A 25,828-nucleotide genomic window follows, 5' to 3' on the forward strand; every position below is an offset into this window, starting at 1 on the left:
ACCATTCGGGTAAAACAAATTAATGTAGAGTTAGTTAAAAACACACTGAAATCCAAGGAATATGCAACCAAGTCATCCATAGCCAGTATCACAGGTCTTAGTGTGGCAACCTGCGGAAATATTCTGAATGAGCTTCTTCAAACCGGGGAAGTATTAGAGACGGAATTGGAAGAGTCGAATGGCGGACGTCCGGCTAGACGTTACAAATATAACGCTGACTATTCTTATATTATCTGTTTAAATGTGAAAACGGAAGGTGGTATACATTCTCTTACTTATGCTGTTGCCAATTTGCTTGGTGATATCATCATCGAGAATACTTCCAATGTGCCTCATATTGATTATGAGGTCATAGAAACCCAAATTGGAGAGCTGATTAACAACTATGGAAACGTCAAAGCCATTGGGATTGGTATCCCTGGGGTTGTTCATCAAGGGATTATCGATGTTTGTGATCTCGACCTGCTCATAGGAGTCCCTGTAGGTCCTCGGCTTCAAGATAAATACGGATTAGAAGTTACCATTGAAAATGATATGCATTTGACAGTCTACGGATTTTATAACATGCAGAATTATGATGAGGATAAAACCTTTGCTATTGTTACGTTTCCCAAAGACAATTTCCCCGGCGCGGGTTTTATTGTCGATGGACATTTGTTAAAAGGAAATACCAAATTTGCGGGGGAGGTTTCCTTCTTACCTTTTGATTTAACAAGAGAGGAACAGCTTAAACAGTTAAATAGCACAGAGGGATTTGTTCCTTTGGCAATCAAAACGATAACTTCCATTATTGCGATTATAGACCCTGTATCTATCGCTTTAACTGGAGAGTTATCCAAGCCGACTCTGTTGGACGATATTTATAACGGCTGTCTAAAAGATGTACCCAAAGAACATATGCCCGAAATTTTTGTGAAAAACGATACTCATGATGAATACATGTTTGGGTTGATTTCGGTGACCCTTGAAAGTCTGACGTACAATTTGCAATTGGTGGAGAAAAGGAAATAGGGCATCGTTCAATAAAGTATGAGAGGATGAGATTAATGAATCAAAAATCGATTGCATGGACTACAGGGACATGGACTAATCACCCTGTATCATCCATAGAAGAAGACCAGTTCCTTAAAGTTGAAACCAGAGAAGGAAGCGACTATTGGGAAAAAACTTTGTATGGATTTGAACGCAGTAGCGGACATTCCCTGCTTACAGACTGGGAAGAAGGCTCTGCCATCGAAGTCACGTTTCAATTAGGCTCATTTACGGAGCTCTACGATCAGGCCGGTATAATGCTGTATCAAGGACAGCAAAAGTGGATAAAAGCCGGAATCGAATTAAATGATGGAATTCCTCAACTGGCAGTCGTAGTCACAGATGGCTATTCCGATTGGTCATTAGCTCCTGTACCTGATTGGGTAGGGAAAAATGTGACGATTCGTGCTTCACAGCTACAGGATGCAGTTATCATTAGAGCCCGAACCGAAAATCAAAGCTGGCGCACCGTACGTGTAGCACGTTTTCCTTATGAAACGGGACAACAGGCGGGTCCTTTTGCCTGCGCGCCGACTCGAGCCGGTTTTCAGGTTATCTTTACACGCTGGGTAAGCACTGAACCAGATAAAGATATTCATGTAGATCCGCCATTTGAAGAATAGCCATTTACTCAATAATAGACGAGTTATAAATATGGGAGTAATTATTGGAGATAATACAACTATAAGCTTTGGAAGTTTTTAAAATAATACTTGACATGAAACGCGTTACAAACCTTAAGATTCAATTAGAAGTTATTTATAACACATTAGCATAGAGGTAACGTATTTCTATCCTAGTTAATGAAAAACATCAGCAAAGGCGGAGAAAATATGAGTACACAGTTTCCAAAAGATTTCCTGTGGGGCGGAGCAGTTGCTGCTAATCAGCTCGAAGGTGCTTATCAAGAAGATGGAAAAGGCTGGTCCATTCAGGATGTAACTCCTCGTGGTGGTTGGGGGCCCGTTACGGATGTACCAACAGAAGATAACATGAAATTGATCGGTATTGATTTTTATCATCATTATAAGGAAGATATCAAACTTTTTGCGGAAATGGGCTTCAAAGTGTTCCGTACTTCTATCGCATGGTCACGTATTTTCCCTAAAGGTGACGAACTGGAGCCTAACGAAAAAGGCTTGCAATTTTATGATGATTTGTTTGATGAACTTCACAAATATGGAATTGAGCCACTCGTTACATTATCTCACTATGAAACACCTTTACATTTGTCCAGAGAATACGATGGTTGGGTAAACCGTAAGCTTGTTGATTTTTATGAGCGCTATGCTACAACTGTATTTAATCGATACAAAGATAAAGTTAAATACTGGTTGACTTTCAATGAAATCAACTCCATTCTTGAAGCACCATTCATGAGTGGAGGAATTAGCACACCAAAAGATCAACTTAGTGAGCAAGATCTTTATCAAGCTATTCACCATGAGCTTGTAGCGAGTGCAAGAGCGGTAAAAATCGGTCATCAGATCAACCCTAATTTCAAAATTGGCTGTATGGTGCTGAGTATGCCTACTTATCCGCTGACACCTAATCCGGACGATGTGATTGCTGCGATGGAATTTGATCACAGAAACATGGCATTTGCCGATATTCATGCAAGAGGTCAATACCCAGGTTACATGAAACGTTTCTTTAAAGAAAACGGAATTTCTATTCACTTTGAACCAGGTGATGCCGAAGATTTGAAGCATACCGTTGATTTTATCTCGTTCAGCTATTATATGAGTACTTGTGAGACAGCTGACGAAGCTAAAAAAGTCAAAGGTGAAGGTAACATCCTTGGTGGTGTCATCAATCCGCATCTCGAGGCAAGTGAGTGGGGCTGGCAAATTGATCCGCAAGGTCTGCGTTATGTCTTGAATACGTTCTATGATCGCTTCCAAAAACCACTATTCATCGTTGAAAATGGCCTGGGCGCCGTTGATGAACTGATCACGAATGAAAAAGGCGAAAAAACGGTTGAAGATGACTACCGGATCAACTACCTGAATGATCATTTGGTTCAAGTTGGAGAAGCTATTGAGGACGGAGTAGAGGTTTTGGGCTATACGTCTTGGGGATGTATTGACCTTGTCAGCGCATCGACCGCTCAGCTTAAAAAACGTTATGGCTACATTTACGTAGACCGTCATGATGATGGCAGCGGTACACTTGAAAGATATCCGAAGAAATCGTTCCATTGGTACAAAGAAGTTATTGCTACGAACGGTGAAAGCTTGAAACGTTAATTTATAAAAACAAGTGATTAAGTTTTAATTATATAATGAAGGTTTGTTTTACGTAGCGACCGCTTCTACTCTTTTACGAGAAAGCGGTCGCTAATTTTTTGGGGAGTTAGCAATTAAACTACAAGCTTAGTACGCAGAGCTTCCATAATTGATTCATGAGCCATATTTTTGATAATGGATGATGAATAGATTGGACAAATATTAATCATTGAGTTATATTAATGCTTATTAAAACACTCATAATAACTATGTGATATCTAACTAAATAAGCAAAGCGAGGATGTACATGACAGAAAAAGAAAAATCACAACTAGGACTCCTATACAATGCTAATTATGATGAAGAGTTAATTGAAGAACGTTTACACGCTAAAGTTCTCTGCCACGAATATAATCAGCTCCATCCTAAAAATATCGAAGAACGAGAAACACTCATCAAAACTTTACTTGGGAAAACAACTGATAGATTCTTGATTGAGCAACCTTTCGTATGTGACTATGGCTATAACATTGAAATCGGTGAAAATTTCTATAGTAACCATAATCTAGTTATGCTTGATGGGGCAAAAATCGTTTTTGGTGATCATGTGTTCGTTGCTCCTAACTGCGGATTTTATACTGCGGGTCATGCTCTTGATGTAGAACAACGTAATGAGGGATTGGAGATTGCATTTCCAATTACAGTCGGCAATAATGTGTGGATCGGTGGTAATGTCAGCGTTCTGCCTGGTGTTACTATAGGCGATAACTCCATTATCGGTGCAGGAAGTGTCGTTACCAAAGATATCCCTTCTGGTGTGATTGCTGCTGGAAACCCTTGCACGGTAATCCGTAAAATCACCGAAGATGATAAGTACAAGTATAAAAGGAACTAACAATAAACTACAGCTCACTCGGAGCTGTAGTTTATTTTCTTAAAAGAGTATTATCAAACGAGAGAAAATTTTTGCACAGATTTGTTCAGGGAATAATGCAATAATGTACTTAAGTGGAATGTTTTTTAGCCTATTCAGAAAGGAAAGAACAATCATGAAATTGATGTTTATTTCAGATATTCACGGCTCGCTGCACTGGTTGCAATTGGCACTGGAAAAGTTCAGGGAGGAGAAAGCCGATCGTCTTGTCTTGCTCGGAGATTATATGTACCACGGACCACGTAATCCGTTACCAGAAGGGTATAATCCGGCAGAAGTGGCCGCTCTGCTGAATAAGTACAAGTCCCATATTGCGGTTTCTGTGCGCGGGAATTGCGATGCAGAGGTGGATCAGATGCTACTTGAGTTTCCTATGATGGGTGATTATGCTTTGTTGCACCATGAAGGACGGAGAATCTATGTCACGCACGGACATGGCTTCAGTATCGGAAATTTACCACCCCTGGAAGCGGGAGATGTGTTCATCCAGGGACATACTCATATTCCGATAGCGGATGTGGAAAATGGGGTCTTTATACTGAACCCCGGTTCGATCTCGCTGCCAAAAGAAAACTATCCATCCTCTTACGGTGTACTGGAGGGAGCACATTTCACTGTGAAGGATTTTGATGGGAATACGGTGAAAGCAATCACGTTTTCGAAGTAATTTTCTCAAATGTAAATGTAAATGATTAAAACTTTTCCGCTTCGATTGAGACAAAGATCATATTATTGTATGATAGGAGCGGAGTCTACATTATGAAAAAGAAAGAGAGCTTCAATACATGCAAATTAAGGATTCACATTATAAGATGCCGCCTGAATGGGCGCCACATGAACGCACGTATATTTCTTGGCCTGTAAAATCTTCAATGGTTTACCCGAATATGCATGCTGATGTATGCAAGGGCTATGCTGGAATTGTACGCGCCATGGCGGAATTTGAACCAGTTACTGTGGTCGTAAATCCGGATGATCTGGAGAGCGTTAAGACGCTTGAACTTGGGGAACGTGTAGAACTGCTGCCGATTGAACACAGCGATGCGTGGCTGCGTGACAATGGCCCTACTTTTCTCACAGACGAGCGTGGTCAGCTGGCAGGTGTAAACTGGAAGTTTAACGCCTGGGGTGGTAAATACGCTCCATGGGACCTGGATGACCAGGTTGCGCCGCAAATTTTGGACAAACTTGGAGTTCCACGGTTTGATGCACCGCTTGTGATGGAAGGCGGCTCACTGCACGTAGATGGCGAAGGCACACTGATTACAACCGAAGAGTGTTTGCTCAATTCCAACCGAAATCCGGAATTAAGTAGAGAAGAAATTGAACGGTATGTATGTGAGTATACAGGTGTAGAGAAAATAATTTGGCTAAAACGTGGTCTTAGTGGCGACGAAACAGATGGCCATGTGGACAATATTGCTTGCTTTGCAGCTCCTGGCAAGGTCATTATGCAAGTATGTGATGATCCTGAGGATGAAAATTACGAAATCACGCAGGAAAATCTGCGTATTCTGGAGCAAGCAACGGATGTCCAAGGCCGTAAGCTGGAAGTGATTCGGATCGGTCAGCCGCCGCGTGTGGATTATGAAGACAGCCGATTGACACTGAGCTATATTAACTTCTACTTTGTGAATGGCGGTATCATTTTGCCAGTGTTTGGCGGCACTGCCGCTGAGAGCGATCTTGCAGCTGAGCAAGTGCTGGCAAATGTATTTCCAGATCGCACCATTCGTACTGTAGACGGTATGGCGGTCATCCGTGAAGGTGGTAACGTACACTGTACGACCCAGCAGATGCCTTCTGTAAAGCGTTGAACGATACAACATCTAAAAGGAGGACTAAAGTGAGAAAAGTAAAAGTGGCAGCGACTCAAATGAGCTGCTCTACCAATATCGAAGAAAATATAAGTAAAGCAGAGAAGCTAGTACGTGAAGCGGCTGCGCAGGGCGCACAAATTATTTTACTGCAGGAGTTGTTCGAGACTCCATATTTCTGTCAGAAGGAAAAGTCTGATTATTATTCATATGCAACTGAGCTGGAGCACAACAAGGCGGTTAACCATTTTAAAAAGATCGCCAAAGAATTACAGGTTGTGCTGCCAATCAGTTTTTATGAAAAGAAAAACTACGCGCGCTACAACAGTCTTGCTGTAATTGATGCAGACGGTGAAGTGCTGGGTAAATACCGCAAAAGTCATATCCCAGATGGTCCTGGGTATGAGGAAAAATTTTATTTTAATCCGGGCGATACCGGTTTTAAAGTATGGAATACACGTTATGCCAAAATTGGGGTAGGCGTGTGCTGGGATCAATGGTATCCTGAGGCGGCCCGCTGTATGGCGCTTATGGGCGCAGAACTTTTGTTCTATCCGACAGCTATTGGCTCGGAACCGCAGGATTCTGCCATTGATTCCAAAGATCACTGGCAGACTTGCATGCTGGGTCATGCTGCTTCCAATCTGATCCCAGTCATTGCCTCCAATCGGATCGGAACTGAAACAGACGAGGACTCCAGTATTACATTCTACGGTTCATCCTTTATTGCCGGGCATCAAGGTAACAAGATCGCAGAAGCGGGTCGTACCGATGAGGAAGTGCTTACTGCTGAATTTGACCTGGATGAGCTGGAAGTAGGACGGATTGAATGGGGCATTTTCCGTGACCGTCGTCCTGAACTGTACAATATGATTGCCACCTATGATGGTGATCTAAAAGTATAATCTTTATACGGATAGACAAGTCTCCCTTGACGTCAAGCTGAGGTGTTTCCTTTCATTGGACTCACCCGGCTTTTCGGGCAGGGGATTTTTGGTTTCTGAATGGAATACTTCTAGTGTTGGATAGGAGGAAGGAAAATAGCAATGAGGAGTAAGGGTATAGACCAATCGCTCGCACAGTTCACAACTTCGACAGAAGAAGATCAAGAGTGGGAATACTCGCGTGAAAGAGATATGGCTATTCTGGGATTGTGGGACGAATACACATTATCTGCTCAGCGTTTATGTGAACGAATGGCTATCGAAACCCACCAAATCAGACCTTCTGAGTATGATCCGTTCCCAACTCAGTTTGAATGGCTGAAACAGGAAGAAACAGACTTGATTATTGATGGAATATGGTCAGCTGATTTGCATGGTGATCATTGTCTGTTTATGAATATGGGGGAGCATCACCCAGAACGGCATACATCTATTGAGGCTTATATTTACGATACCCGGGTGATCGACGAAGGATTTTTTCTTAAATATCTGAATACCTCTCCTAAAGCTACAGCCTACGTACCATTATTCAGAAAAAAAGGATATGCCACAATGTGTGGGCTGCTGGACAGATATGTTAGGGAAGGGATTTTGGAGCGTGTACCCAACGGTTTCAAAAGAACGGATTGGTAGATGGTCCGGAATATAAGCATGATTTTTTCACACTAAAGGAACATTCCTCACAGGATTGTTCCTTTTTTATGTCTACATCCAGTTAATCTATAGACTGAAACTATGATTCGATACATAAAATAGCATTAGAATTTATGGATTAGATGATATAAAATCAAGTCATAAGGAATGATCGTACTCAATAACATCTCGATATTCCCAAAAGTGAAAAAAATCACATATGAGAATGCTTTAATGGAAGCTTGAACATGAAATTTGTAAACTCGCAAGGAGGAAGAACAATGAACTACTATCCTGCTATCTTTGAACCTCTAACCATACGACGCATGACCTTGAAAAATCGGATTGTTATGCCCCCGATGGGAACTAACTTTGCTGCCATGGACGGAAGCTTTGTTCAGGATCATATTGACTATTACGTGCAACGGGCCAAAGGTGGTACCGGCTTGATAACAGTAGAAAATGTTTGTCTGGATTTCCCGATGGGTACAAACGGAACAACCCAGTTGCGTATGGATAACGATCAGTTTATTCCCGGACTGTTTAGATTAACAGAAGCCCTGCACTCTTATGGAGCCTGTGTTTCTGTACAAATTAACCATGCGGGTGCTTCGGCTTATGCGGGACGACTGAACGGAGTTCAGCCTGTATCTTCTTCGAATATTCCTTCTAAAAAGGGCGGAGCCATTCCAAGACCTCTGCAAAAAGAAGAAATTTACGCCATTGTGCGCAAATACGGAGAAGCAGCGGGAAGAGCGCAACGAGCAGGATTTGACTGTGTTGAAATTCATGCGGGACACTCCTACTTGCTGAGTCAGTTTCTTTCACCGATGTATAATAAACGCACGGATGAATTTGGCGGAAGCGCAGAAAACCGTACTCGTTTTGCCAGATTAGTCATTGATGAAATTCGTTCAGTGGTGGGCCCATTTTTCCCTATTTGCTTACGTTTTAGCGCGGAAGAGTTCACAGAAGGTGGGAACACACTGGAAGATACACTTGAGTTATTGGAGTACCTTAATGATGAGGTAGATATTCTGAACGTTTCTGCTGCTTTGAATGATTCCATCCAGTTCCAGATTGACGGGATGAACCTGCCGGATGGTTGGCGCTCATATATGGCTAAAGCGGTAAAAGAAAAATTCGGGAAGGTCACGATGACCTCAGGTAATATTCGGAGCCCACAGGCTGCGCAGGATATTTTGGAGAGAGGTGATGCTGATCTTCTGGCTATGGGTAGAGGGTTGATTGCAGAACCGAACTGGGTGCTTAAAGTGCAAAACGGCTACGAACATTTGCTTAGAAAATGTATCTCTTGCAACATTGGTTGTGCCGATCATCGTATCTCCAAAAGTAAACCGATTTGCTGTACGGTAAATCCGGATCTGTTCAAGGAAGCTGAATACCGGAAACAACGTGTTAAAAATAATGTTCAGGTTGTTGTTATTGGTGGGGGCACTGCTGGCATGGAAGCAGCATGTACGGCAGCCGAAGTAGGCTGCAAAGTAACCCTCTTTGAGGAGAAACCAGAGTTGGGCGGCTTGGCTCGTGATATTGCCCGCTTGCCGGACAAAACACGCATCAATGATTTCCCTGATTATCTGATTCAACGCACCAAGCAGTTAACCAATCTGAACATTGTTACTGGGACCCGAGCTGATTTAGCGATGATTAGTGCTCTGAATCCTGATATTATTGTCAATGCGACGGGGGCCACACCACTTCTTCCGCCAATTGCAGGTTTACATGAGCAACTGGGCAAACCGGGCACAAAAGTGTTCTCCATCTTTGATCTTTTGCACAACATGGAAAAATTCCAGGAGTTTGAAGGTAAACGCATTGCAGTAGTTGGTGGCGGAGCTGTGGGACTGGATGTCGTCGAATATTACGCAGAACGTGGAGCACAAGAGGTTTCCATCATTGAGATGATGCCTCTACTGGGTAAAGACCTGGATATGATTACTCGCATTTCCATGATGAAAATGGTAGAGGAGCGGGAAGTGAACGTCCATACGGAAACAGCTTTGACAGAAGTGTGTAGCGACCGCTTCAAAGTAAAGCATGGAGAACAGGAGTTTGAGATTCCTTTTGATCTTGGATTCGTATGCTTGGGTATGCGTTCATACAGTCCGCTGATGGACAGCTTGCTCGAATATGGTAAAGAACATCAAGTAGAAGTTATTAATATCGGGGATAGTAAACAAGCTCGTCGTATTATTGATGGCACACGTGAAGGTCGCAATATTCTGAAAACCATTCAACGGGTAGACGAATTTAAACATGAGTTTTCTTATTCTTACTGATTTGACAATACTAGTGATGGGTGTTCACGATGGCAACTCAGTGAATATTGAGGTTGAAGAGACGACTTGTCTTTTCAGCCTTTTTTATTTGAGTTTTTCCTGGAAGAAGATTGATTCCTCTGTCATTTCAAAGGTAAACTATGGAAAGCATATGTAGTAAGTAAGGCTATCTTAACGTGGGGGGATGAGCGTGAATCAACTCTTTAGTGAAATACCGGGTGCCAGCACGTGGAGCAGTGTGGAAGAGATTCATAAAGGCTGGTCCAGTGATAAAAAATATTATATTCAAACTACTGACAGTAGGGACTTGCTGCTAAGAATGGCGAATATGGTTCATTATGATAAAAAGAAACGCGAGTTTGAAGCTGTAACAAAGCTGAATCACGTGGAGAATCTGTTAATGTCCCGGCCGCTTGAATTTGGGATTTGTCATGATGGTCAATCTGTGTATTCTCTGTTCACCTGGATCGAAGGGAAAGATGCTGAAGAGATTATCCCCACGTTTACCGCAGCACAACAGTATCAACTCGGAGTTCAGGCAGGAGATGCACTAAAAAAAATGCATGAGATTCATGCGGAGCAAGATCGAGTCCCATGGGCTGAACATTATAATGCCAAAATCAACAGATATATTACAAACTATAAGTCATGTGGTATTCCCCTAAAGGGAGCAGATCAAGCCATAAGCTTTATTGAGAAAAACCGCCATCTATTAGAAAATCGTCCCCAGACTTTTCAGCATGGGGATTATCATGTGGGCAATATGGTGGTTACCCCATCTGGTGAACTGGGTATCATCGATTTTAATAGAATGGATTATGGTGATCCTTGGGAGGAATTCAATAGAATTACCTGGTGTGCAGCATTAAGTCCTTTATTCGCTTCGGGCCGTATCCACGGTTATTTTAATAACCATGTACCTGATTTATTTTTTAGATTAATGGCTCTGTATATTGCAAGCAATCAGCTTTCATCGATTCACTGGTCCATTCCATTTGGCAAAGAAGAGGTAGACGATATGGTGCAACGAGCTGAAGAGGTTTTGGAAGCGTATAATTACTTTCAAACCTATATACCGAAATGGTATGTGCCCAGTTACAGCGACTTGTAAAAGCGAATACCGCCGCTCCTGGGGAGTGACGGTCTTTTTTTAGCATTCTATTATTGTTTCTTAATCTTATACGTAAATTCCCAAACGGCTTGATGACCTGAATAACGTCCACGGTTTTCAGTAACCGTCACTCTTAACTTAACGGTAGAACCTTTGGCAGAAACCGAGGAGACCTTTACATTCTTGGTGGCTTCGCCTTCATCAGGAATTTTGTCTTGTTCCTCAGCGTACGCATACAGCTTTATGCTGCCACCCGATTTGACCTTCACCTTTACACTGTTACCTTCACTAATGGATTGACCTGCCACCTTGGCAGCAATGGCCCATTCGTTGCCTACGTGATCGTTGGATACCAAGGTTGCTTGTTGAAACGTTACGATATACGTTGATGTTGCTGAAGCTGCGAGCGCGTACGTTCCATTGAACATCAGGGATACCACTACCAATAGAATAGCCGATGCTTTCGTCCATACTCTATTCATTCGCCTGTCTCCTTCAGTTGGATATTTTGAGGGAATTCCCTCTATTCTAATTATCGTTTGCATCAAACAGAATTGTTAATGGTTGGTAAAAAAAGAGTTTGACTTCTTATTGCATCACTTGTGATCTAACATGATTACGACTTGAATTTATTTAGTAGAGAAAGGGAAGGGAAAATCTGATGAAAAAAATATATAGCGAACAAGAACTCATAGATATGACTATTAAACTGCTTGAACAAACTTCAATATATGAAGAGCAGTATGAGCAATATGTAAGACGACCTTTCCGTACGGATTTTTATGATGATCTGAGCCCGTATGTGCAAGTGGGCAAGCGGGGTTATACGCTCCAGATGTATGAAAGAGGCATACAGATGCTGAACAAGCTTACGAAAGAGGAAGAGGATGTGATTTATTGGATCATCGAAGATACAATTCACATCATTGCTCATCTGAATCTGCTTCGCAAATATAAAGTGGATAACATAAATACTCATTTAAAATATACCAAAGAGATCACGAAGGAACTGACAACTGCAATGAACAAAGCATTTTATGAAATTGGAGGAATCTATCAGGAATGGCATGAAGCGAATCGAAGGGGAGCACTGGAGAACCCATTAAAGTAAAACAAAAAAATAAAGAAACAGTTGACAATCACTAATATAAAATTTACACTTTTATATTAGTGATAATGATTATCAATATCACTAATTTTAAGGATGTTCTGCACTTACTATATTTCAAAGGAGATTTACAACATGCATCGTATGATGAACAAGAAGTTTCACATGATTTTATGTGCATTATTCGTAGTGATTTTCGTTATTTCAGGTTGTGGGAATGCTGGCAGTTCCTCTGATTCATCTGCTAAACCCGCGTCGTCCACGAAGGAAGAGGTAAGTAGTGATTCTGATACGCGTACAGTCTCTACGGTAAAAGGAGATGTGAAGGTACCCGCTAATCCTCAACGGGTAGTAGTGAACTGGTATGTTGGCGATGTATTTACATTAGGAATTAAACCGGCCGCAGTAATGGGGTGGAAACAAGAAACGATGCCTTTTTACGATAAGTTTAACGACATCCCCAATATTGAAAAGTGGGAAACTGAGGAAATTATGAAGTATGATCCTGATCTCATCATTACATATGATACAAAGGACTATGATAAGCTCTCTAAAATTGCGCCTGTTCTTGTGATACCTGAGGATAAAATGACCTCCCTAGAACGTTTGAAATTTCTTGGTCAGGCCACAGGACATGAAGCAGAAGCAGACAAAGTGATTTCACTGTTTGAAAGCAAGCTGAGTCAGGCCAAAGAAAAACTAAATTCCGACATATTCAAGGACAAAACGTTTAGCATTTTCGAGGACTGGGGCAGTGGCTCTTACGGAATATATTATGAAACAGGCTCACGTGGAGGAACGTTGCTTTACAATTATCTGGGGCTTCACAAACCGGAAAAGCTCAACACATTGGTTAAAAATTCCGGAGAGAGTCGAGGTTCTTTATCCTACGAGGTAGCTGCTGAATACTTTGGAGATTATGTCCTTTGGTTTAAGCAGGAAGGCAAGGAATCCGAATATGCGAAGACAAAAATCTGGAGCAGTATTCCAGCCGTTAAAAACGGACATATCATCGAAATTCCAGCGAAATATGCAGGACTATTCTATTATTCGGACGTTGCTAGTATGACGGGGCAACTAGATTATATTATTAGCAAATTGCTGGAACAGACTAAGTAACGATGCATAATTGACCAACTAAGGGTGTAATCGATGTCTACTCACAAAGAACCAAATAAAAAAGGAATATTTCATTTTATAGGCTACATGATCATGGGCGTGTTCCTACTCCTGGTGGTTACCGCAGCATCTATTACCTTTGGTGCTGCGGAAATGAGCCTGAAGCTGGCGTGGGGAGCTATATTTCAGTTTGATCCCAACATTACGGAACATCAGATTATTCACACCTTGCGTTTTCCACGCACCGTGGCAGATATCATAGTAGGGTGCAGCTTGGCTGTGTGTGGGGCAATTATGCAGGGAACCACTCGTAATCCACTAGCGGATTCGGGACTCATTGGCATAAGTTCAGGCTCGACATTTGCTATTGCGTTATGTATGGCCTTTTTGCCTGGTCGCACCTACGGAGAAACCATGCTGTATTCTTGCTTAGGTGCAGCAATCACTACAGGCATTACGTATTACATCGCATCTATAGGCAAGCGAGGAATGACGCCTCAGCGACTGGTGCTGGCAGGAATGTCCATCTCCATGCTTTTTGGTGCGTTTAGTACATTTATCGCTATTAAGTACGAGATTGGCCAAGCCCTTGATTACTGGTCTGCTGGTGGTACAGCCAGTGCCAAGTGGGGCGAATTAGCTTTCATAGCGCCACTGTTTGTAGTGGGTTTGATCTGTGCCATCGCTCTTTCTCCCTCGATTACGATTTTGAGCTTCGGGGAGGATGTGGCATCTGGCTTGGGTATTCGTGCGAATAGGATTAAGCTGTTTTCAACCTTAATTGTATTAATTTTAACAGGGTTATCGGTTATTGTAGTTGGCCCTGTTGGCTTCGTTGGTTTGATCGTGCCACACATTATGCGCCATCTGGTCGGAACGGATTATCGGTATATTATCCCGGCCTCAGCTTTGTATGGAGCAGTCTTTCTGTTGGCGGCGGATTTACTCGGACGACTGATCAATCGCCCTCACGAAACACCCCTTGGCATTATTTTTGCCTTGGTGGGCGTACCCTATTTTCTCTACCTTGTGCGCAAGCAGAGGAGGGAGTTTAGTTGAAACTGTCCCGTAATACCAGGGGGATCAGCATTATTTTACTGTTAGTAGTGCTGACGCTGCTAGTGGCTGTACTCAGTATGAATGTTGGGAAAATGAACCTTTCTCCACTCGAAGTTTTCAAGGTCATCATTGGCGAAGGAACGAGCAAACAGAACCTGATCGTGTTTGACTTTCGACTGCCACGTATTGTGCTTTCTATATTGGTAGGTATTGGCATGGGGATATCAGGCTGTATTATGCAAAGCTTGCTCAAAAACGACATGGCCAGCCCGGGGACACTCGGCATCAGCTCAGGTTCAGGGTTATTTGTACTTATGTATATTACGTTGTTCGCTAGTGAAGGATTGCTATCACCTATTCTTCTTCCAGGACTGGCTTTTGCAGGCGGCCTTACGGCAGCATTTTTGATTTTTATGTTTGCTTTCAGGCGGGGAAGAGACATTTCGCCTACAGGCTTAATTTTAACCGGTGTCGCTATGGGCAGTGGCTACAGTGCATTATCTCTGATGTTGACACTCCGGCTAGACAAGCAACAGTATGACTTTGCTCTGAGATGGCAGGCTGGAGACCTGTGGGGGGACGACTGGAGATATATTATGGTGCTGCTCCCGTGGGTGCTTATCATTTGCTTTTACGTTTTTTACAGGTCGAACACACTCAATACGTTGAACTTGGGGAATCAGACAGCATCGGGGCTCGGCGTAGCAATTAAAAGGGAGTTTATCGGCTTGACGATTGCTGCCGTTGCGCTCGCTTCTGGTAGCGTGGCACTTGGCGGAAATTTCTTTTTTGTAGGTATGGTCAGTCCCCATCTAGCACGCAAGCTAGTAGGACCCAATCATAAGCTATTGTTACCTACGACGGCATTAGTTGGTGCACTCGTCATTTTGATTGCTGACACACTTACTCGGACGATTAGTTTTGGTGCGGATATTCCAACCGGAATTATTATCACCATACTGGTTACCCCTTATTTCCTTTACTTGCTGTCGAAAGCCAGTTAAATGCATAATGAAAAGACGCTAACCCATGTCCATGCAAAATATGGCTGGGTTAACGTCTATTTTTATTGTTCTTTGGGCGATTCTTCATTGTCATAACTCAATTGCCATTCAATTCCAAACTTATCTTTAAGGCTACCGTAGCATTTGCTCCAGAATGTTTCTTGAAGCTCCATGTTTACGGTCCCTCCTTCTTTTAACTTATGAAAGTACGATCGAATTTTCTCTTCGTCCTTATTGACGATGGCGAGGCTGATGTTGTTTCCGGCTACGAAAGGCATCCCAGGAAAAACGTCTGAAAACATGACATTACTACCATCAATTTGAAGCCGCGTGTGCATAACCAAATTTTTGGCTTCTTCTAATAGAGGATAATCGGGATTGGGCGGTGCTTCACCGAACGTCATGATATGTGGTTTCTCAGTCCCAAATGCCTCTGCGTAAAACTCCGCTGCTTCACGACAATTCCCATTAAAGTTAAGATAAACATCAACAGACATGTATTTCACTCCTATTGGCTGATTTTTTTACTTGCAAATTCTCACCTATCATTATTAGCCAGTACAGAAGCAAAAATACTAAGTGTTCATAGACTTTCCGACGTGTAGCCGTTAATAACCCGCAAAAAGACTGCTTGCCCTTAAGCAAACTATTTTGCGGGTTATTATATGGCTTGTTTAGAGGGAAATCAGGTTTGGAGTGACAGGGTGATAGAGCAGATGACGTGAAATATCGCCGGGATGCTGTACGAAAAGTGGTCCCCAAGCAGGATTGGTATCGTGCATCAGCTTTAAGAGGGACAGCATCCGATTAAATATAACCTGCAGATCCGCTTCGCGGGAAAGTCCCTCGGTAATAGCAGCAGCTACCACATGCGCGGCGTAGAAGCCAGAGCGGTGCTCGTCGGTAAGGGAACCTGTAGTTTGCAGCAAGGTACGTAAAATTGTGGCGACGCTCTCATCCTCGTTTCTCCAGTTTTGGATTTCATCCAGACTGTGATTTTCAAGGCTTGCAAGTTTAGTCTTCATAATGGCTTCAGCTACAATTCGTGCAGAACGTTTTGCTGTATTAGCGTCGATGGCTCTGCCGTTAAGCTTAATATTTGACAGATCCTTGTCGGTTTCCGATTCAATGACTTCTGCCCATGCTTCAGCTTGGTCGAATTCCAAAAGTGCAGTGGCGTAGGCACCCAAATATCCACGTAAAATATCTGCAGCATGTGGATCACGGGTAGGTCCTTCATTTCGAAGTTGAGCTCTTCCCGAAAAGGCGGCATTCATACCCCGGAAATAACCGATTAAGCCAATGGCAGCTGTTGGTCCCAGATTAAGGACACCCAATATATCCGACGCGGTTTCATCGATGCGGGAAGCCCAGTAGTCCGGTAGTCCTTGTCCGATGTTTTCGCTGTTTAATCTGTTTCTAACGACATTGGCCAACTCTTGAAGTAAGCCCAGATCAGCATGCAAAATGTCATGACCACATACTTCATGCGGGATACTGGACCAAGCCAGCAGTCCATTTGTTGCATGCGCAGGAGGAAGACTGACAATCGCTGCTTGCACTTTAAATACTGCTGTGGCATCAGCGGGCCATGTGTACGGGCCATTTTCTGGCTCTCCCCATTTAACAAGTGCTGGAATAATACTGAGATCCGGTTCTTTTATTCCTTCACGATCTTCTGCGCTAAGAAAACCGTCATAGAGGTCACTCACAATCTCCTGAAAAGCATCGATCGCAAGTGCATTGTAGCCTTCTCCGTTTTGCAAAATGCTCTGAGCGATATCCAGCATGAGTCCGGCTGCTCTAGTTCTGCTTGGGTCCTGAATCAAAATTTCAGTGAAGCCCTGTTGCCCAAGCTTGTCCAATTCCTTAATAAACGGAATCGCGACCGTTTCCTGATATATTTTCGGTAGTTTGGCTTTTGCCGAATGGAGTCTTCCCATCAATTGGTGATAATCCGTAGGGGCTGCTGGCCCCTGAAGATTGGAGAGCACTGCCTTTTTCACATTTTCAATACAAACAGACATGTTGGATACGTCGGGTTTGGTAACAGCGGTGATGCGATTTCTTTCCAGCATTCCTTGCATAATTAGATGACCTCCCAGTTTTTTTGAATTAAAATACAACAGTCTACTCTGTACTCCACAAATGCTTTGCCTGACATTTTCCATCACTAAACGTTAAAAGATAAAGATCCGGATTCGTGATTTCCTCCAGAATAAAATCTGGAGCATAATGATGCAGCATGAGTGTTATAATCAAGCGATGGGTGACTAACAGAAAGGTGTGTCGACCGCTCTGCAGCAATTCTTCCGTTAAGGCAGTGACCCGGGTGTTAACCATTTCTTCAGACTCTTCATCCGTAACTTCGGGCACCCCTCGTTCTCTAAGACGATCTTCAGGTGGATCAAGTTTGATGTTTAATCGTTCTTCAATGATTTCCGCTGTCTGCCAAGCTCGTTTATACGGACTGGTAATCAAACGGTCTACATGCAAGCCATCCATATGCAGCAGAAAATCCGCCAACTGCTCGGCCTGCTGGAAGCCCTCTGGAACTCTGAGCGGAGCATCCGGCTCATTACCAGTCCCAATACCGTGACGAACCACAAACAGCCTTACGTCATTATTCATCCTGCATCCTTCTTTTCTAGAGAAAATTTAGCCATTTAAGTGGGAGAAAAGAAAGCTTTTTTCGCGGCCTACAATAACATGTGTGAGCTTTCACATGATTATGTGCTCCTTTATTTGGCACAGTTTATGCTTCGATTTTTTAAAACAAATGGGCATTATGATCAAAGTAATGGTATGATAGCTTAGTTAAATCTGAACGACTAGTAATGGAGTGATCATATGGGTGGAAAAAGCAAGGGCGGCGGGACCGGCAGAGGTACAGGTAGTAAGGGCTGGACACGCTGGAACAAAACTGCGAAGCCAGTAAGGACAAAAAGCGCTTCTACAAGCGCACCGGGAAGCAAAGCGGCAGGTGGCACAAAAGGCGGCACTGCCAAACCAACAAGGAATAAAAGCGGCGGCAACAGTAGCAAATAAGCCGGGAAAGTATAAGTTGTCGTAAACGGCGAACATCTGATTAAGCAAGAACAATCAGGTGTTTTTTTAATTATTTTACTTATACTCGCATACTATAATCAGAAGCAGGTGAATCGTGAGAATTAACAAGTACATAAGTGAGACAGGATTTTGCTCACGTCGGGAAACCAACAGGCTGATTGCAGCAGGACGAATTACGATTAATGGCAATGTTTGTGAAGCAGGCGCGGAAGTAGAGCCACAGGATATCGTGCTGATTGATGGAGAAACTATTCCGCCTAATTACAGTGAACCAGTATATTTGGCTCTGAATAAGCCTATAGGCATTGTTTGTACCGCAGCGGAGCAGGTGGCTGGTAATATTATTAGTTATGTCAATTATCCTTCACGTATTTTTGCCATTGGCAGGCTGGATAAAGCGTCAGAGGGACTCATTCTATTAACCAACGATGGAAGCATTGTCAATCAAATGATGCGTTCCGAGCATGGTCATGAGAAGGAATATATAGTGACTGTAGACAAACCTGTTACAAATGAGTTTACGCAGGCCATGTCTCGTGGCGTTGAAATATTGAACGTCATTACCAAACCGTGCAAAATTGATCGTACGAGCGAATACGAGTTCCGCATTATTTTGACACAGGGTCTGAACTTGCAAATTCGCAGAATGTGCAAGGCCTTGGGGTACAGGGTGCTAAAGTTGGAACGTATTCGAATTATGAATATTACCTTGGATCATCTGAAACGTGGGCAATGGAGACATCTGGAGAGGGAGGAACTGGAGTTACTTCTTGCTAAATTGCAATAATGATTACAACAAGAGCAAGTCCCCTAGCCGAATAGGCGTCATCTGTGTCCTTTCGACGTGGTGGAGAGGCTGGAATTGGACAGTATGTTCATACGGCCAACGCAACTTTAGTGATACTTTTTACGTAATTTCAACGAGCCGCCTACCTTACCCACCAGCCAGAGCACAATAGGAAACACGATACCGAAAATCATGGCGTAAAAAGGCCATACTGAAAAAAACTTGATTAAAAATTGCATATTTGGCCAAATAGAATGAACCATTGCCATTGCGATTAGAATCAGAGGAACTAAGAGAGAGTTAGCGCTTCGAAGACGAAAAGCATCTGCAAGCCCTTGCGCTGAAACATATAAAAGCAGTGCGAGTCGGAAAAAAATGGTGACAAACCAGAACACTGCAACGACAATTTCAAACCGTTGAAGAAACTCCCCATTACTGATTGTTCGGCTAATAAAATAAGTAGGAAACGTCAAATTAGATACAACACCTTCACTCATCACGGCGATTATTTGTAGAACCATGAAAAAATACATGCCGCCGCTAATCAAAGCACATGTAATTACTGTCTTTCTCCACTTCTTTGGATCGGGGATGTACTGTGCAAAAAAAAGATACAGAATTGCTTCAAGGTAGGGAAAGGCAAACAAATTGAACGAAGCGAGAACGATTGGGTTCAAACCATACTCAAAAATAGGAAGTACATTATTTATGTTGGTCTCAGGAAGAAGGGTAATCCTGACCAAAAGATACAGAACCAGAAGGAAAAAAAACAGGATTTCCGCACAACGGCCAATTACAGCAGGGCCTGATCGAACGGCGAAATATATGACTATAAGCATGATGAAATATATCGCGTCGGAGGGAGTTTCCGGCATAATAGCTATTGTGATAAAGTCGCCTAGATTTCGAAGCGTCATGATGAACACAAGAAAGGGAAAGAAAAAAATGAAAACGATGCTAATCGTCCCGCCCAAGGGACCGAAGAGGCAACGGAGATGCTCTACGAAAGATTTCCCCTGCATTTGCCTAGCGATGGAGGCATATAAAGGTATTAATAACAGATGGAAACCTAAGGAGACTGGGATGGAGAGCCAGGCATCTTGTTTAGCGGCAGTGGTAATTGCCGCTGGGAGCACCAGATATGCGCTTCCTATTTGATATAATGCAAACCACATAATAGCTTGTCTAACGGTCAAGTTGGAATTCATTCCAATGCCCCCTTAAGATAATATTTCTGTAAGTAACCTACTAATCGGTTGAAATAGGATTTGAATGCCCGTCAGTGGAGTCGGCAGTTTAATTTTGGCGATCCGTAGGATAATTAATATAACGCCTATAATCAACAATATCGAGCTGAATACAATTTCACGCACATATTGTTTCTCCTTAAATTTTTTAAACTCATACAACGATGTTAAAATGGAAGTTACGAGAATCACATAAAGCATATGCATTCACTCCTGATTGTGTATTCCCATATCGATTGGACTGGTGATGTCCCCGAACCGGATCAAACGATAATTGAGCTGAATACCCACATTAAGCGTTTGAAATTTTTGTGGCCAATCCTTTTTCCATCTATGCCATTCACGTGGGAACTTGCGGTGAAAAGCTTCTCCAAATCCGAATATATCGGAACCGATTTGTTGTGCGTACGAAATGCCTTCCTTCAAAGATTGTTCCAGATGCTCTTTAGCTGATTCTTGAAGATCTCTAAATGTCTTTTCATTCTTAAGGTTGGCATTGCACGAGACCGTTCCGATATTGGATTCTATATCCACAATAAGAGAAATGTGCGGCTCATAGTCTATTATTTCTGGACGCATCTTTACTTTGGAACGGATTACTTCAACAACAAATTTTCCTTTGGAATTCGGACAATCGATGGAAGCTACGGTACTGGAAACACGGTTGGATATATAGGTAAAGGCTTTACTTTGTGAATCATTCATCCAATTGATAAGTCGATCTCCCTTGAAAACACCAATTCCAGTGAAAAAATATTTAACATGTTGGGGCGACTTTGTCACATTATCAATAGTTAGACCTTTTTCTAGGTTTGTCAGTCGAATACCGGTGAGGACTGGTTCAATGCCATCCTCCGTAAATTTCTGCAAAAGATCTTTTACATTGACGGCGGAAGTTGGAGCCCAGGCTTTTTCAGAAAGCCTTAATGTCTTATACATATCCATTGCAGGCAAGATCTCCGTTGGAGCTACAAAAGTAACGGCCTCCTTTGCCGAGTTTTCTCTGACAACGGCCAAATAGAAATCAGGCCGAACTTCATGATCACGGAATAGAAAGTCCAGCGGCTCCTTGATTCCTTTTTTTGCTATTTTTTCATCAAAAATGACAAATTTTAAGTGGGACATATACAATTTTCGGGAGGATTCCGTTGTTAATTTTCGAATAGCTTCAAATATGGTATCGGCGCGTTTGGAAAAAACGATCGTTGGTGTCCGTTCCATGGGGGAATTCCGAGACATTTGCGATGGGTCAACCACTTGTAGACTGACTTCATATTGGTCATCAACTGCATCAATACCCATAGCCATCACGACGGAAATTGCACTTAATTCCTTATTGTTCCAGCAACCCGTAAGAAACACCATTAGCCAGGTGCACATTAACAGTAACAAAATGGTGGATCGGTACGAGTTCATGATGGTCTACTCCTTTAGTTTTTGCGATGTTTTTTTTTAGTTCTATATGGAAAACGCAATATTGCGTCCTTCTGCTCCGACGATTTGTAATTGGCAAAGGGGCTCAAATACGGTACACCGAATGAATGAAGCCCATTCAGATGCACAAAGAGCATGAGGATACCAACAGTCAATCCGTACACACCAAATATAGCGGCTATGCCTATAAAAGCGAAACGTAATATCCGTATTGGAATGGCAAAGGTGTACGAGGGAATGACAAAGCTCGAAATGGCAGTTATTGCAACAACAATGACCATAACAGCCGAAACGATGTTTGCTTCTACAGCTGCTTGGCCGATTACTATTGACCCGACAATAGAAACGGCTTGACCGACCGTCCGTGGCATACGAAGACCTGCCTCCCTCAGAATTTCAAAAACCACTTCCATGATCATCGCCTCAATAAATGCTGGAAACGGAACTCCTTCACGTTGCGCGGATAAGCTTAATAACAAAACTGTTGGAATCATATCCTGATGGAATGTCGTTAATGCGACATAAATGGACGGAGCCAACATACAGATTGCCAGGCAGATGTACCTTAATATTCGAATGATACTACTGTAAATAAAGGATTGATAATAATCTTCTGCGGATTGAAGGAAATCTACAAACACCGCAGGTGCAAGGATGGCGAAGGGAGATCCATCCACAAATATCGCAATTTTCCCCTCCATAATTCCTGCTGCAATAGAGTCTGGGCGATCAGAATTATAAAAGATCGGAAATATCGTGAGTTGTTTATCTTCTTGGAGACATTCTTCCAAATATCCGCTTTCAAGCACACCTTCTACATGCATGTTCTTTAACTTGGATATCATGTCCTGCACCTTTTTTAGATCAGCGACTCCATGTAAATACATGACCGATATATCGGTCTTGGTTTTTTCACCAACTTTTATGGTAGTTAGACGTACTCTTGTATCCTTCACCCTTCGACGAACCATAGTCGTATTCGTACGTAAAGTTTCTGTAAACGACTCTTGCGGACCTCTGACCACAGGCTGCGTCTTCGAGTCCGTAATGCTGCGTTCTTCCCATCCAGGCAAAGAAATGACCAATCCTTCATCCATATCGTCCAGTAGTAGGAGAAGACCACCTGAGAGGATCTGTTCCAAGGCATCTTCAAAGTTTTGAGTAGAGCTTGCTTCACCAATGTCCAAAATTGCGTTTTTCAATAACGGTAAAGTGATCTCGTCAGAGGAAACACGATCATGCAACGGACGGATCACGTTGTCCTGTACCTTTTGCATGTCAGTCATTCCGTCCAAATAAAAAAGAGCGGCGTGTTTATGGCCAGTCGTGATCTCACGAACAATAAAATCCGAACTGTTCCCCATGAAGTCACAAATAAGATCGATATTCCGGCATAACTGTCTTGAAAACTGGGTATGTAACTTCATTTTCACCCTCCTCAGATATGTAGTATTAACAATAATTCAAATGAATACCACAATAAGCCATAATTGTGTTCGTTGTCGGTAAGGTCATTGACATCTTCAACGGTGGAGGATTCGCGCTAAGTAATTTTTGAAGACAGATACGGCAACAAGGAACTGACGATACAACTATTGGATAAGGGAAATTTTGATATAGCAAACAGCATAGCAGAAGGGTGACTACGAAGGGTACAATACCTGCAATAATATACTATATGCCATTTATCTTAAGTTGTATTATTTCATGAGAATACGTTAAAGGAGTTTTCCTCATGAATATTACATCTGTTTTAATTTACTGCTTTATTGCCACCTTTACACCAGGTCCTACCAATATCGTTATATTATCGACAGTCCATAATTTTGGGGCAAAAAAAGCAATGAAATATACGTATGGAGCAACTCTAGCTTTTGGTTTATTACTTGTTATTTCTGCTATATTGAATACGATGCTTATAACGATCATACCGAAAATTTTAATTGTTATGCAGATAATCGGAAGCTGTTATATGTTCTATCTCGCCTATCAAGTCTACAAAATGGATACTTCCAATCCAACCGTAAACCAATCGGCTACCTTTATGTCAGGCTTTCTTATGCAATTTCTAAATCCAAAGGTAGTACTATTTACAATGACTGTAATGCCTAGTTTTATTATGCCCCACTATATCGCAATACCTGCGGTGACAATAAGTATTGTCGCTATAACGCTTATTGGATTTTTAGCCTTTGTGACATGGGTTCTTTTCGGTGCAATTTTCAAGGAGTTTTTACAAAAGCATAAAAAGACCGTTAATGTAATGATGGCCTTGTTTTTAGCCTATGCGGCCATAATGATATGGATGTAGGTAAGCTTGTTAGGGGTGATTGAAATGGACAAATTTATCTATAAGAAATCAGCAGGTATTACTGCATTATCAGCAAGTCTTTCTGAATTTAAGTATAAGAAGCACTCTCACATGGAGTATGCAATAGGCGTAACATTGCGTGGAATTCAAGAGTATACCTTGGATGGCAGTTTACAGTTATCCTATCAAAATGGTGTGATGCTTTTTAATCCAGAACAGGCGCATGACGGAATGGCGCATAATGAGGTGGGGCTTGATTATGTAATGCTATATATTGAGCCCCAATTGCTTTTAGAGATTATTGAGCGCAAGGACATCGTACGGTTTTCAACGCCAATTGTGTATGACTATAGTCTTGAGCAAAAAATATTAAGTCTTTCTAATGCTATCTTAAGCGAAAAAGATGAGGCTTTGTGTAGCGAATTACTTTTATCTCTGACGGATAGCCTTTTTCAAACCAATCTTTCTACAGACAATAAGAAAGAGAATGTTTTAATTCGAATAGCGAAGGATATGATTCATACCAACTTAGAACATGTACTTAAACTTGACGAGATATGTAAAGAGCTTAATTTATCGAAATTTCAGTTTATCCGATTATTCAATGCTCATACTGGAATTTCACCATACCAGTACTTTCTTAACTGCAAGATCGAACGTGCAAAGCAGTTAATAGAAAAAAATAGAGATATTTATTCAGCAGTAGCAGAATGTGGTTTTGTTGATTTAACCCATTTAAATAAACATTTTAAAAGTGTATATGGAACAACAGCATTTGAATATATGTCACTTTTAAATTGAGGAGGAGGGTATACGTTGAAACAAACTACAGATTTGTTGAAGATGAAGCAAAACAATGAAAAGATTGTTATGTTAACAGCCTATGACTATCCTTCTGCAAAGCTTGCAGAACAAGGGGGCGTTGACGTCATATTGGTTGGTGATTCGCTTGGAATGGTTGTTCTGGGTTACGATTCAACCATTCCAGTTACAATCGAAGACATGATTCACCACACGAAAGCTGTTAAACGAGGAGCGAAGGATACATTTATCATTACGGATATGCCGTTTTTAAGCTATCATTTGACTGTTAGAGATACATTAATCAATGCTAGGGAATTAGTTCAAGATGCCGGTGCCCATGCGGTGAAGCTGGAAGGTGCCGATGAAGTCGTCGAACATATCGCCGCCCTGACAAGAGCAGGAATTCCTGTCTGCTCCCACCTGGGACTGACTCCGCAAACTGTTGGAGTTTTAGGCGGATATAAGGTGCAGGGAAAAGATGCATTAGCCGCTAAAAAATTGCTGGAAGATGCTAAGAAATGTGAAGCAGCTGGAGCATTTGCTCTTCTTTTGGAATGTGTTCCAAGACAACTTGCAGGAGAAGTAACCAAAGCCCTTTCGATTCCGGTGATTGGAATTGGTGCTGGATTGGATGTGGATGCCCAGGTTCTCGTATATCATGATATTTTAGGCTATGGTGTTGAACGGGTTCCTAAGTTTGTGAAACAATACCATTCGCTGAATCCCTTTATATTAGAGTCCATTCAAGCATATACTGCTGATGTTAAGAATAAACGGTTTCCTGAAGAAAAACATACTTTTACGATGATGGAAGAGGAACTGAAAGTACTTTATGGAGGTAAGGCTGGTGATTCTCGGTACTGAAGATCCGATTATCCCTTATG

Annotated in this window: 27 protein-coding genes; 19 read left to right on the forward strand and 8 right to left on the reverse strand. The window is 42.2% G+C overall.

Annotated elements, in window-relative coordinates; translation table 11 throughout:
- The first annotated feature begins 102 nt into the window (after nucleotides 1-102).
- From KAI37_RS11675 to KAI37_RS11720, 10 genes are all read left to right on the forward strand, one after another.
- A complete protein-coding gene (locus KAI37_RS11675) occupies nucleotides 103-1,011 on the forward strand; it encodes an ROK family protein (protein WP_220031309.1) in 909 nt (302 codons plus the stop codon).
- A 35-nt stretch (nucleotides 1,012-1,046) separates the two neighbouring features.
- Nucleotides 1,047-1,655: a DUF1349 domain-containing protein gene (locus tag KAI37_RS11680; RefSeq protein WP_220031310.1), complete on the forward strand. Its 609-nt coding sequence runs from the start codon at nucleotides 1,047-1,049 to the stop codon at nucleotides 1,653-1,655.
- 210 nt (nucleotides 1,656-1,865) lie between these two features.
- Nucleotides 1,866-3,281, forward strand: coding sequence for a glycoside hydrolase family 1 protein (locus tag KAI37_RS11685; RefSeq protein ID WP_076294619.1), 1,416 nt, complete (start codon nucleotides 1,866-1,868; stop codon nucleotides 3,279-3,281).
- Nucleotides 3,282-3,567: 286 nt separating this feature from the next.
- Entirely contained in the window at nucleotides 3,568-4,155 is a 588-nt protein-coding gene (locus KAI37_RS11690) for a sugar O-acetyltransferase (RefSeq protein WP_220031311.1), read from the forward strand.
- A 154-nt stretch (nucleotides 4,156-4,309) separates the two neighbouring features.
- Nucleotides 4,310-4,861, forward strand: coding sequence for a phosphodiesterase (gene yfcE / locus KAI37_RS11695; protein ID WP_104495711.1), 552 nt, complete (start codon nucleotides 4,310-4,312; stop codon nucleotides 4,859-4,861).
- Nucleotides 4,862-4,979: 118 nt separating this feature from the next.
- The gene (locus KAI37_RS11700; protein WP_220031312.1) at nucleotides 4,980-6,011 is read left to right on the forward strand and encodes an agmatine deiminase family protein; all 1,032 of its coding nucleotides are present in this window, start codon (nucleotides 4,980-4,982) and stop codon (nucleotides 6,009-6,011) included.
- Nucleotides 6,012-6,040: 29 nt separating this feature from the next.
- Complete coding sequence (gene aguB / locus KAI37_RS11705) at nucleotides 6,041-6,916, forward strand: N-carbamoylputrescine amidase (protein ID WP_025721082.1); 876 nt, start codon at nucleotides 6,041-6,043, stop codon at nucleotides 6,914-6,916.
- A gap of 141 nt (nucleotides 6,917-7,057) precedes the next feature.
- Nucleotides 7,058-7,588, forward strand: a complete 531-nt coding sequence (locus KAI37_RS11710) for a hypothetical protein (protein ID WP_220031313.1) — start codon at nucleotides 7,058-7,060, stop codon at nucleotides 7,586-7,588.
- Nucleotides 7,589-7,869: 281 nt separating this feature from the next.
- Nucleotides 7,870-9,891 carry an NAD(P)/FAD-dependent oxidoreductase gene (locus KAI37_RS11715; RefSeq protein WP_220031314.1) on the forward strand — a complete coding sequence of 674 codons (2,022 nt, stop codon included), beginning with the start codon at nucleotides 7,870-7,872 and terminating at the stop codon, nucleotides 9,889-9,891.
- 190 nt (nucleotides 9,892-10,081) lie between these two features.
- Nucleotides 10,082-11,002, forward strand: coding sequence for an aminoglycoside phosphotransferase family protein (locus tag KAI37_RS11720; RefSeq protein ID WP_220031315.1), 921 nt, complete (start codon nucleotides 10,082-10,084; stop codon nucleotides 11,000-11,002).
- 50 nt (nucleotides 11,003-11,052) lie between these two features.
- On the opposite strand, the gene KAI37_RS11725 is transcribed toward KAI37_RS11720, so the two are convergent.
- Nucleotides 11,053-11,484 (reverse strand): hypothetical protein, encoded by a 432-nt coding sequence (locus tag KAI37_RS11725; RefSeq protein ID WP_220031316.1) that lies wholly within the window; start codon nucleotides 11,482-11,484, stop codon nucleotides 11,053-11,055.
- A gap of 179 nt (nucleotides 11,485-11,663) precedes the next feature.
- On the opposite strand from KAI37_RS11725, the gene KAI37_RS11730 reads away from it, so the two are divergent.
- The 4 genes from KAI37_RS11730 (at nucleotide 11,664) to KAI37_RS11745 (ending at nucleotide 15,292) form a co-directional block, all read left to right on the forward strand.
- Nucleotides 11,664-12,113 carry an Imm63 family immunity protein gene (locus tag KAI37_RS11730; protein WP_025721071.1) on the forward strand — a complete coding sequence of 150 codons (450 nt, stop codon included), beginning with the start codon at nucleotides 11,664-11,666 and terminating at the stop codon, nucleotides 12,111-12,113.
- A gap of 132 nt (nucleotides 12,114-12,245) precedes the next feature.
- A complete protein-coding gene (locus KAI37_RS11735) occupies nucleotides 12,246-13,229 on the forward strand; it encodes an ABC transporter substrate-binding protein (RefSeq protein ID WP_104495717.1) in 984 nt (327 codons plus the stop codon).
- A 33-nt stretch (nucleotides 13,230-13,262) separates the two neighbouring features.
- Nucleotides 13,263-14,288 (forward strand): FecCD family ABC transporter permease, encoded by a 1,026-nt coding sequence (locus tag KAI37_RS11740; protein ID WP_104495718.1) that lies wholly within the window; start codon nucleotides 13,263-13,265, stop codon nucleotides 14,286-14,288.
- Nucleotides 14,285-15,292, forward strand: a complete 1,008-nt coding sequence (locus KAI37_RS11745; protein WP_220031317.1) for a FecCD family ABC transporter permease — start codon at nucleotides 14,285-14,287, stop codon at nucleotides 15,290-15,292. The genes KAI37_RS11740 and KAI37_RS11745 overlap by 4 nt, the downstream gene beginning before the upstream one ends.
- Nucleotides 15,293-15,354: 62 nt before the next feature.
- On the opposite strand, the gene KAI37_RS11750 is transcribed toward KAI37_RS11745, so the two are convergent.
- From KAI37_RS11750 to KAI37_RS11760, 3 genes are all read right to left on the reverse strand, one after another.
- On the reverse strand, nucleotides 15,355-15,789 hold the full coding sequence (locus tag KAI37_RS11750; RefSeq protein WP_220031318.1) for a VOC family protein: 435 nt from the start codon (nucleotides 15,787-15,789) through the stop codon (nucleotides 15,355-15,357).
- 177 nt (nucleotides 15,790-15,966) lie between these two features.
- Nucleotides 15,967-17,379: a hypothetical protein gene (locus KAI37_RS11755; RefSeq protein WP_220031319.1), complete on the reverse strand. Its 1,413-nt coding sequence runs from the start codon at nucleotides 17,377-17,379 to the stop codon at nucleotides 15,967-15,969.
- A gap of 43 nt (nucleotides 17,380-17,422) precedes the next feature.
- A complete protein-coding gene (locus KAI37_RS11760; RefSeq protein ID WP_076294578.1) occupies nucleotides 17,423-17,923 on the reverse strand; it encodes a histidine phosphatase family protein in 501 nt (166 codons plus the stop codon).
- 219 nt (nucleotides 17,924-18,142) lie between these two features.
- Between KAI37_RS11760 and KAI37_RS11765 the strand changes: the two genes are divergently transcribed.
- Complete coding sequence (locus KAI37_RS11765; RefSeq protein WP_013310240.1) at nucleotides 18,143-18,340, forward strand: DUF3934 family protein; 198 nt, start codon at nucleotides 18,143-18,145, stop codon at nucleotides 18,338-18,340.
- 115 nt (nucleotides 18,341-18,455) lie between these two features.
- Nucleotides 18,456-19,148, forward strand: a complete 693-nt coding sequence (locus KAI37_RS11770; protein WP_104495723.1) for a pseudouridine synthase — start codon at nucleotides 18,456-18,458, stop codon at nucleotides 19,146-19,148.
- A 107-nt stretch (nucleotides 19,149-19,255) separates the two neighbouring features.
- Here the strand turns inward: KAI37_RS11770 and KAI37_RS11775 are convergent, their stop codons facing one another.
- The 4 genes from KAI37_RS11775 to KAI37_RS11790 are packed head-to-tail and all read right to left on the reverse strand — an operon-like array spanning nucleotide 19,256 to nucleotide 23,256.
- Nucleotides 19,256-20,356, reverse strand: coding sequence for a GerAB/ArcD/ProY family transporter (locus tag KAI37_RS11775; protein ID WP_220031320.1), 1,101 nt, complete (start codon nucleotides 20,354-20,356; stop codon nucleotides 19,256-19,258).
- A gap of 12 nt (nucleotides 20,357-20,368) precedes the next feature.
- Nucleotides 20,369-20,596 (reverse strand): hypothetical protein, encoded by a 228-nt coding sequence (locus tag KAI37_RS11780; RefSeq protein WP_220031321.1) that lies wholly within the window; start codon nucleotides 20,594-20,596, stop codon nucleotides 20,369-20,371.
- Nucleotides 20,597-20,602: 6 nt separating this feature from the next.
- Nucleotides 20,603-21,811, reverse strand: coding sequence for a Ger(x)C family spore germination protein (locus KAI37_RS11785; protein WP_220031322.1), 1,209 nt, complete (start codon nucleotides 21,809-21,811; stop codon nucleotides 20,603-20,605).
- Nucleotides 21,812-21,825: 14 nt separating this feature from the next.
- Nucleotides 21,826-23,256, reverse strand: a complete 1,431-nt coding sequence (locus tag KAI37_RS11790) for a spore germination protein (protein WP_076294573.1) — start codon at nucleotides 23,254-23,256, stop codon at nucleotides 21,826-21,828.
- A gap of 308 nt (nucleotides 23,257-23,564) precedes the next feature.
- Here KAI37_RS11790 and KAI37_RS11795 point away from each other — a divergent pair, with 308 nt between their 5' ends.
- From KAI37_RS11795 to panB, 3 genes are read left to right on the forward strand one after another with little or no spacing between them, the layout of a single operon-like run.
- Nucleotides 23,565-24,140 (forward strand): LysE family translocator, encoded by a 576-nt coding sequence (locus KAI37_RS11795; protein ID WP_076294572.1) that lies wholly within the window; start codon nucleotides 23,565-23,567, stop codon nucleotides 24,138-24,140.
- 24 nt (nucleotides 24,141-24,164) lie between these two features.
- The gene (locus KAI37_RS11800; RefSeq protein ID WP_220031323.1) at nucleotides 24,165-24,941 is read left to right on the forward strand and encodes an AraC family transcriptional regulator; all 777 of its coding nucleotides are present in this window, start codon (nucleotides 24,165-24,167) and stop codon (nucleotides 24,939-24,941) included.
- 15 nt (nucleotides 24,942-24,956) lie between these two features.
- Complete coding sequence (gene panB, locus KAI37_RS11805; RefSeq protein ID WP_220031324.1) at nucleotides 24,957-25,808, forward strand: 3-methyl-2-oxobutanoate hydroxymethyltransferase; 852 nt, start codon at nucleotides 24,957-24,959, stop codon at nucleotides 25,806-25,808.
- The last annotated feature ends 20 nt before the right edge of the window (nucleotides 25,809-25,828 follow it).

Origin of the sequence: Paenibacillus sp. S25 (assembly GCF_019454085.1) — a bacterium.
Classification (GTDB): domain Bacteria; phylum Bacillota; class Bacilli; order Paenibacillales; family Paenibacillaceae; genus Paenibacillus; species Paenibacillus polymyxa_B.

Coding starts and splice junctions, on each gene's coding strand:
- KAI37_RS11680 (WP_220031310.1), top strand. CDS start 1,047: ATGAATCAAAAATCGATTGCATGGACTACAGGGACATGGACTAATCAC.
- KAI37_RS11685 (WP_076294619.1), top strand. CDS start 1,866: ATGAGTACACAGTTTCCAAAAGATTTCCTGTGGGGCGGAGCAGTTGCT.
- KAI37_RS11690 (WP_220031311.1), top strand. CDS start 3,568: ATGACAGAAAAAGAAAAATCACAACTAGGACTCCTATACAATGCTAAT.
- yfcE (WP_104495711.1), top strand. CDS start 4,310: ATGAAATTGATGTTTATTTCAGATATTCACGGCTCGCTGCACTGGTTG.
- KAI37_RS11700 (WP_220031312.1), top strand. CDS start 4,980: ATGCAAATTAAGGATTCACATTATAAGATGCCGCCTGAATGGGCGCCA.
- KAI37_RS11710 (WP_220031313.1), top strand. CDS start 7,058: ATGAGGAGTAAGGGTATAGACCAATCGCTCGCACAGTTCACAACTTCG.
- KAI37_RS11715 (WP_220031314.1), top strand. CDS start 7,870: ATGAACTACTATCCTGCTATCTTTGAACCTCTAACCATACGACGCATG.
- KAI37_RS11725 (WP_220031316.1), bottom strand. CDS start 11,484: ATGAATAGAGTATGGACGAAAGCATCGGCTATTCTATTGGTAGTGGTA.
- KAI37_RS11730 (WP_025721071.1), top strand. CDS start 11,664: ATGAAAAAAATATATAGCGAACAAGAACTCATAGATATGACTATTAAA.
- KAI37_RS11735 (WP_104495717.1), top strand. CDS start 12,246: ATGCATCGTATGATGAACAAGAAGTTTCACATGATTTTATGTGCATTA.
- KAI37_RS11740 (WP_104495718.1), top strand. CDS start 13,263: ATGTCTACTCACAAAGAACCAAATAAAAAAGGAATATTTCATTTTATA.
- KAI37_RS11750 (WP_220031318.1), bottom strand. CDS start 15,789: ATGTCTGTTGATGTTTATCTTAACTTTAATGGGAATTGTCGTGAAGCA.
- KAI37_RS11755 (WP_220031319.1), bottom strand. CDS start 17,379: ATGCAAGGAATGCTGGAAAGAAATCGCATCACCGCTGTTACCAAACCC.
- KAI37_RS11760 (WP_076294578.1), bottom strand. CDS start 17,923: ATGAATAATGACGTAAGGCTGTTTGTGGTTCGTCACGGTATTGGGACT.
- KAI37_RS11765 (WP_013310240.1), top strand. CDS start 18,143: ATGGGTGGAAAAAGCAAGGGCGGCGGGACCGGCAGAGGTACAGGTAGT.
- KAI37_RS11775 (WP_220031320.1), bottom strand. CDS start 20,356: ATGAATTCCAACTTGACCGTTAGACAAGCTATTATGTGGTTTGCATTA.
- KAI37_RS11780 (WP_220031321.1), bottom strand. CDS start 20,596: ATGCTTTATGTGATTCTCGTAACTTCCATTTTAACATCGTTGTATGAG.
- KAI37_RS11785 (WP_220031322.1), bottom strand. CDS start 21,811: ATGAACTCGTACCGATCCACCATTTTGTTACTGTTAATGTGCACCTGG.
- KAI37_RS11790 (WP_076294573.1), bottom strand. CDS start 23,256: ATGAAGTTACATACCCAGTTTTCAAGACAGTTATGCCGGAATATCGAT.
- KAI37_RS11795 (WP_076294572.1), top strand. CDS start 23,565: ATGAATATTACATCTGTTTTAATTTACTGCTTTATTGCCACCTTTACA.
- KAI37_RS11800 (WP_220031323.1), top strand. CDS start 24,165: ATGGACAAATTTATCTATAAGAAATCAGCAGGTATTACTGCATTATCA.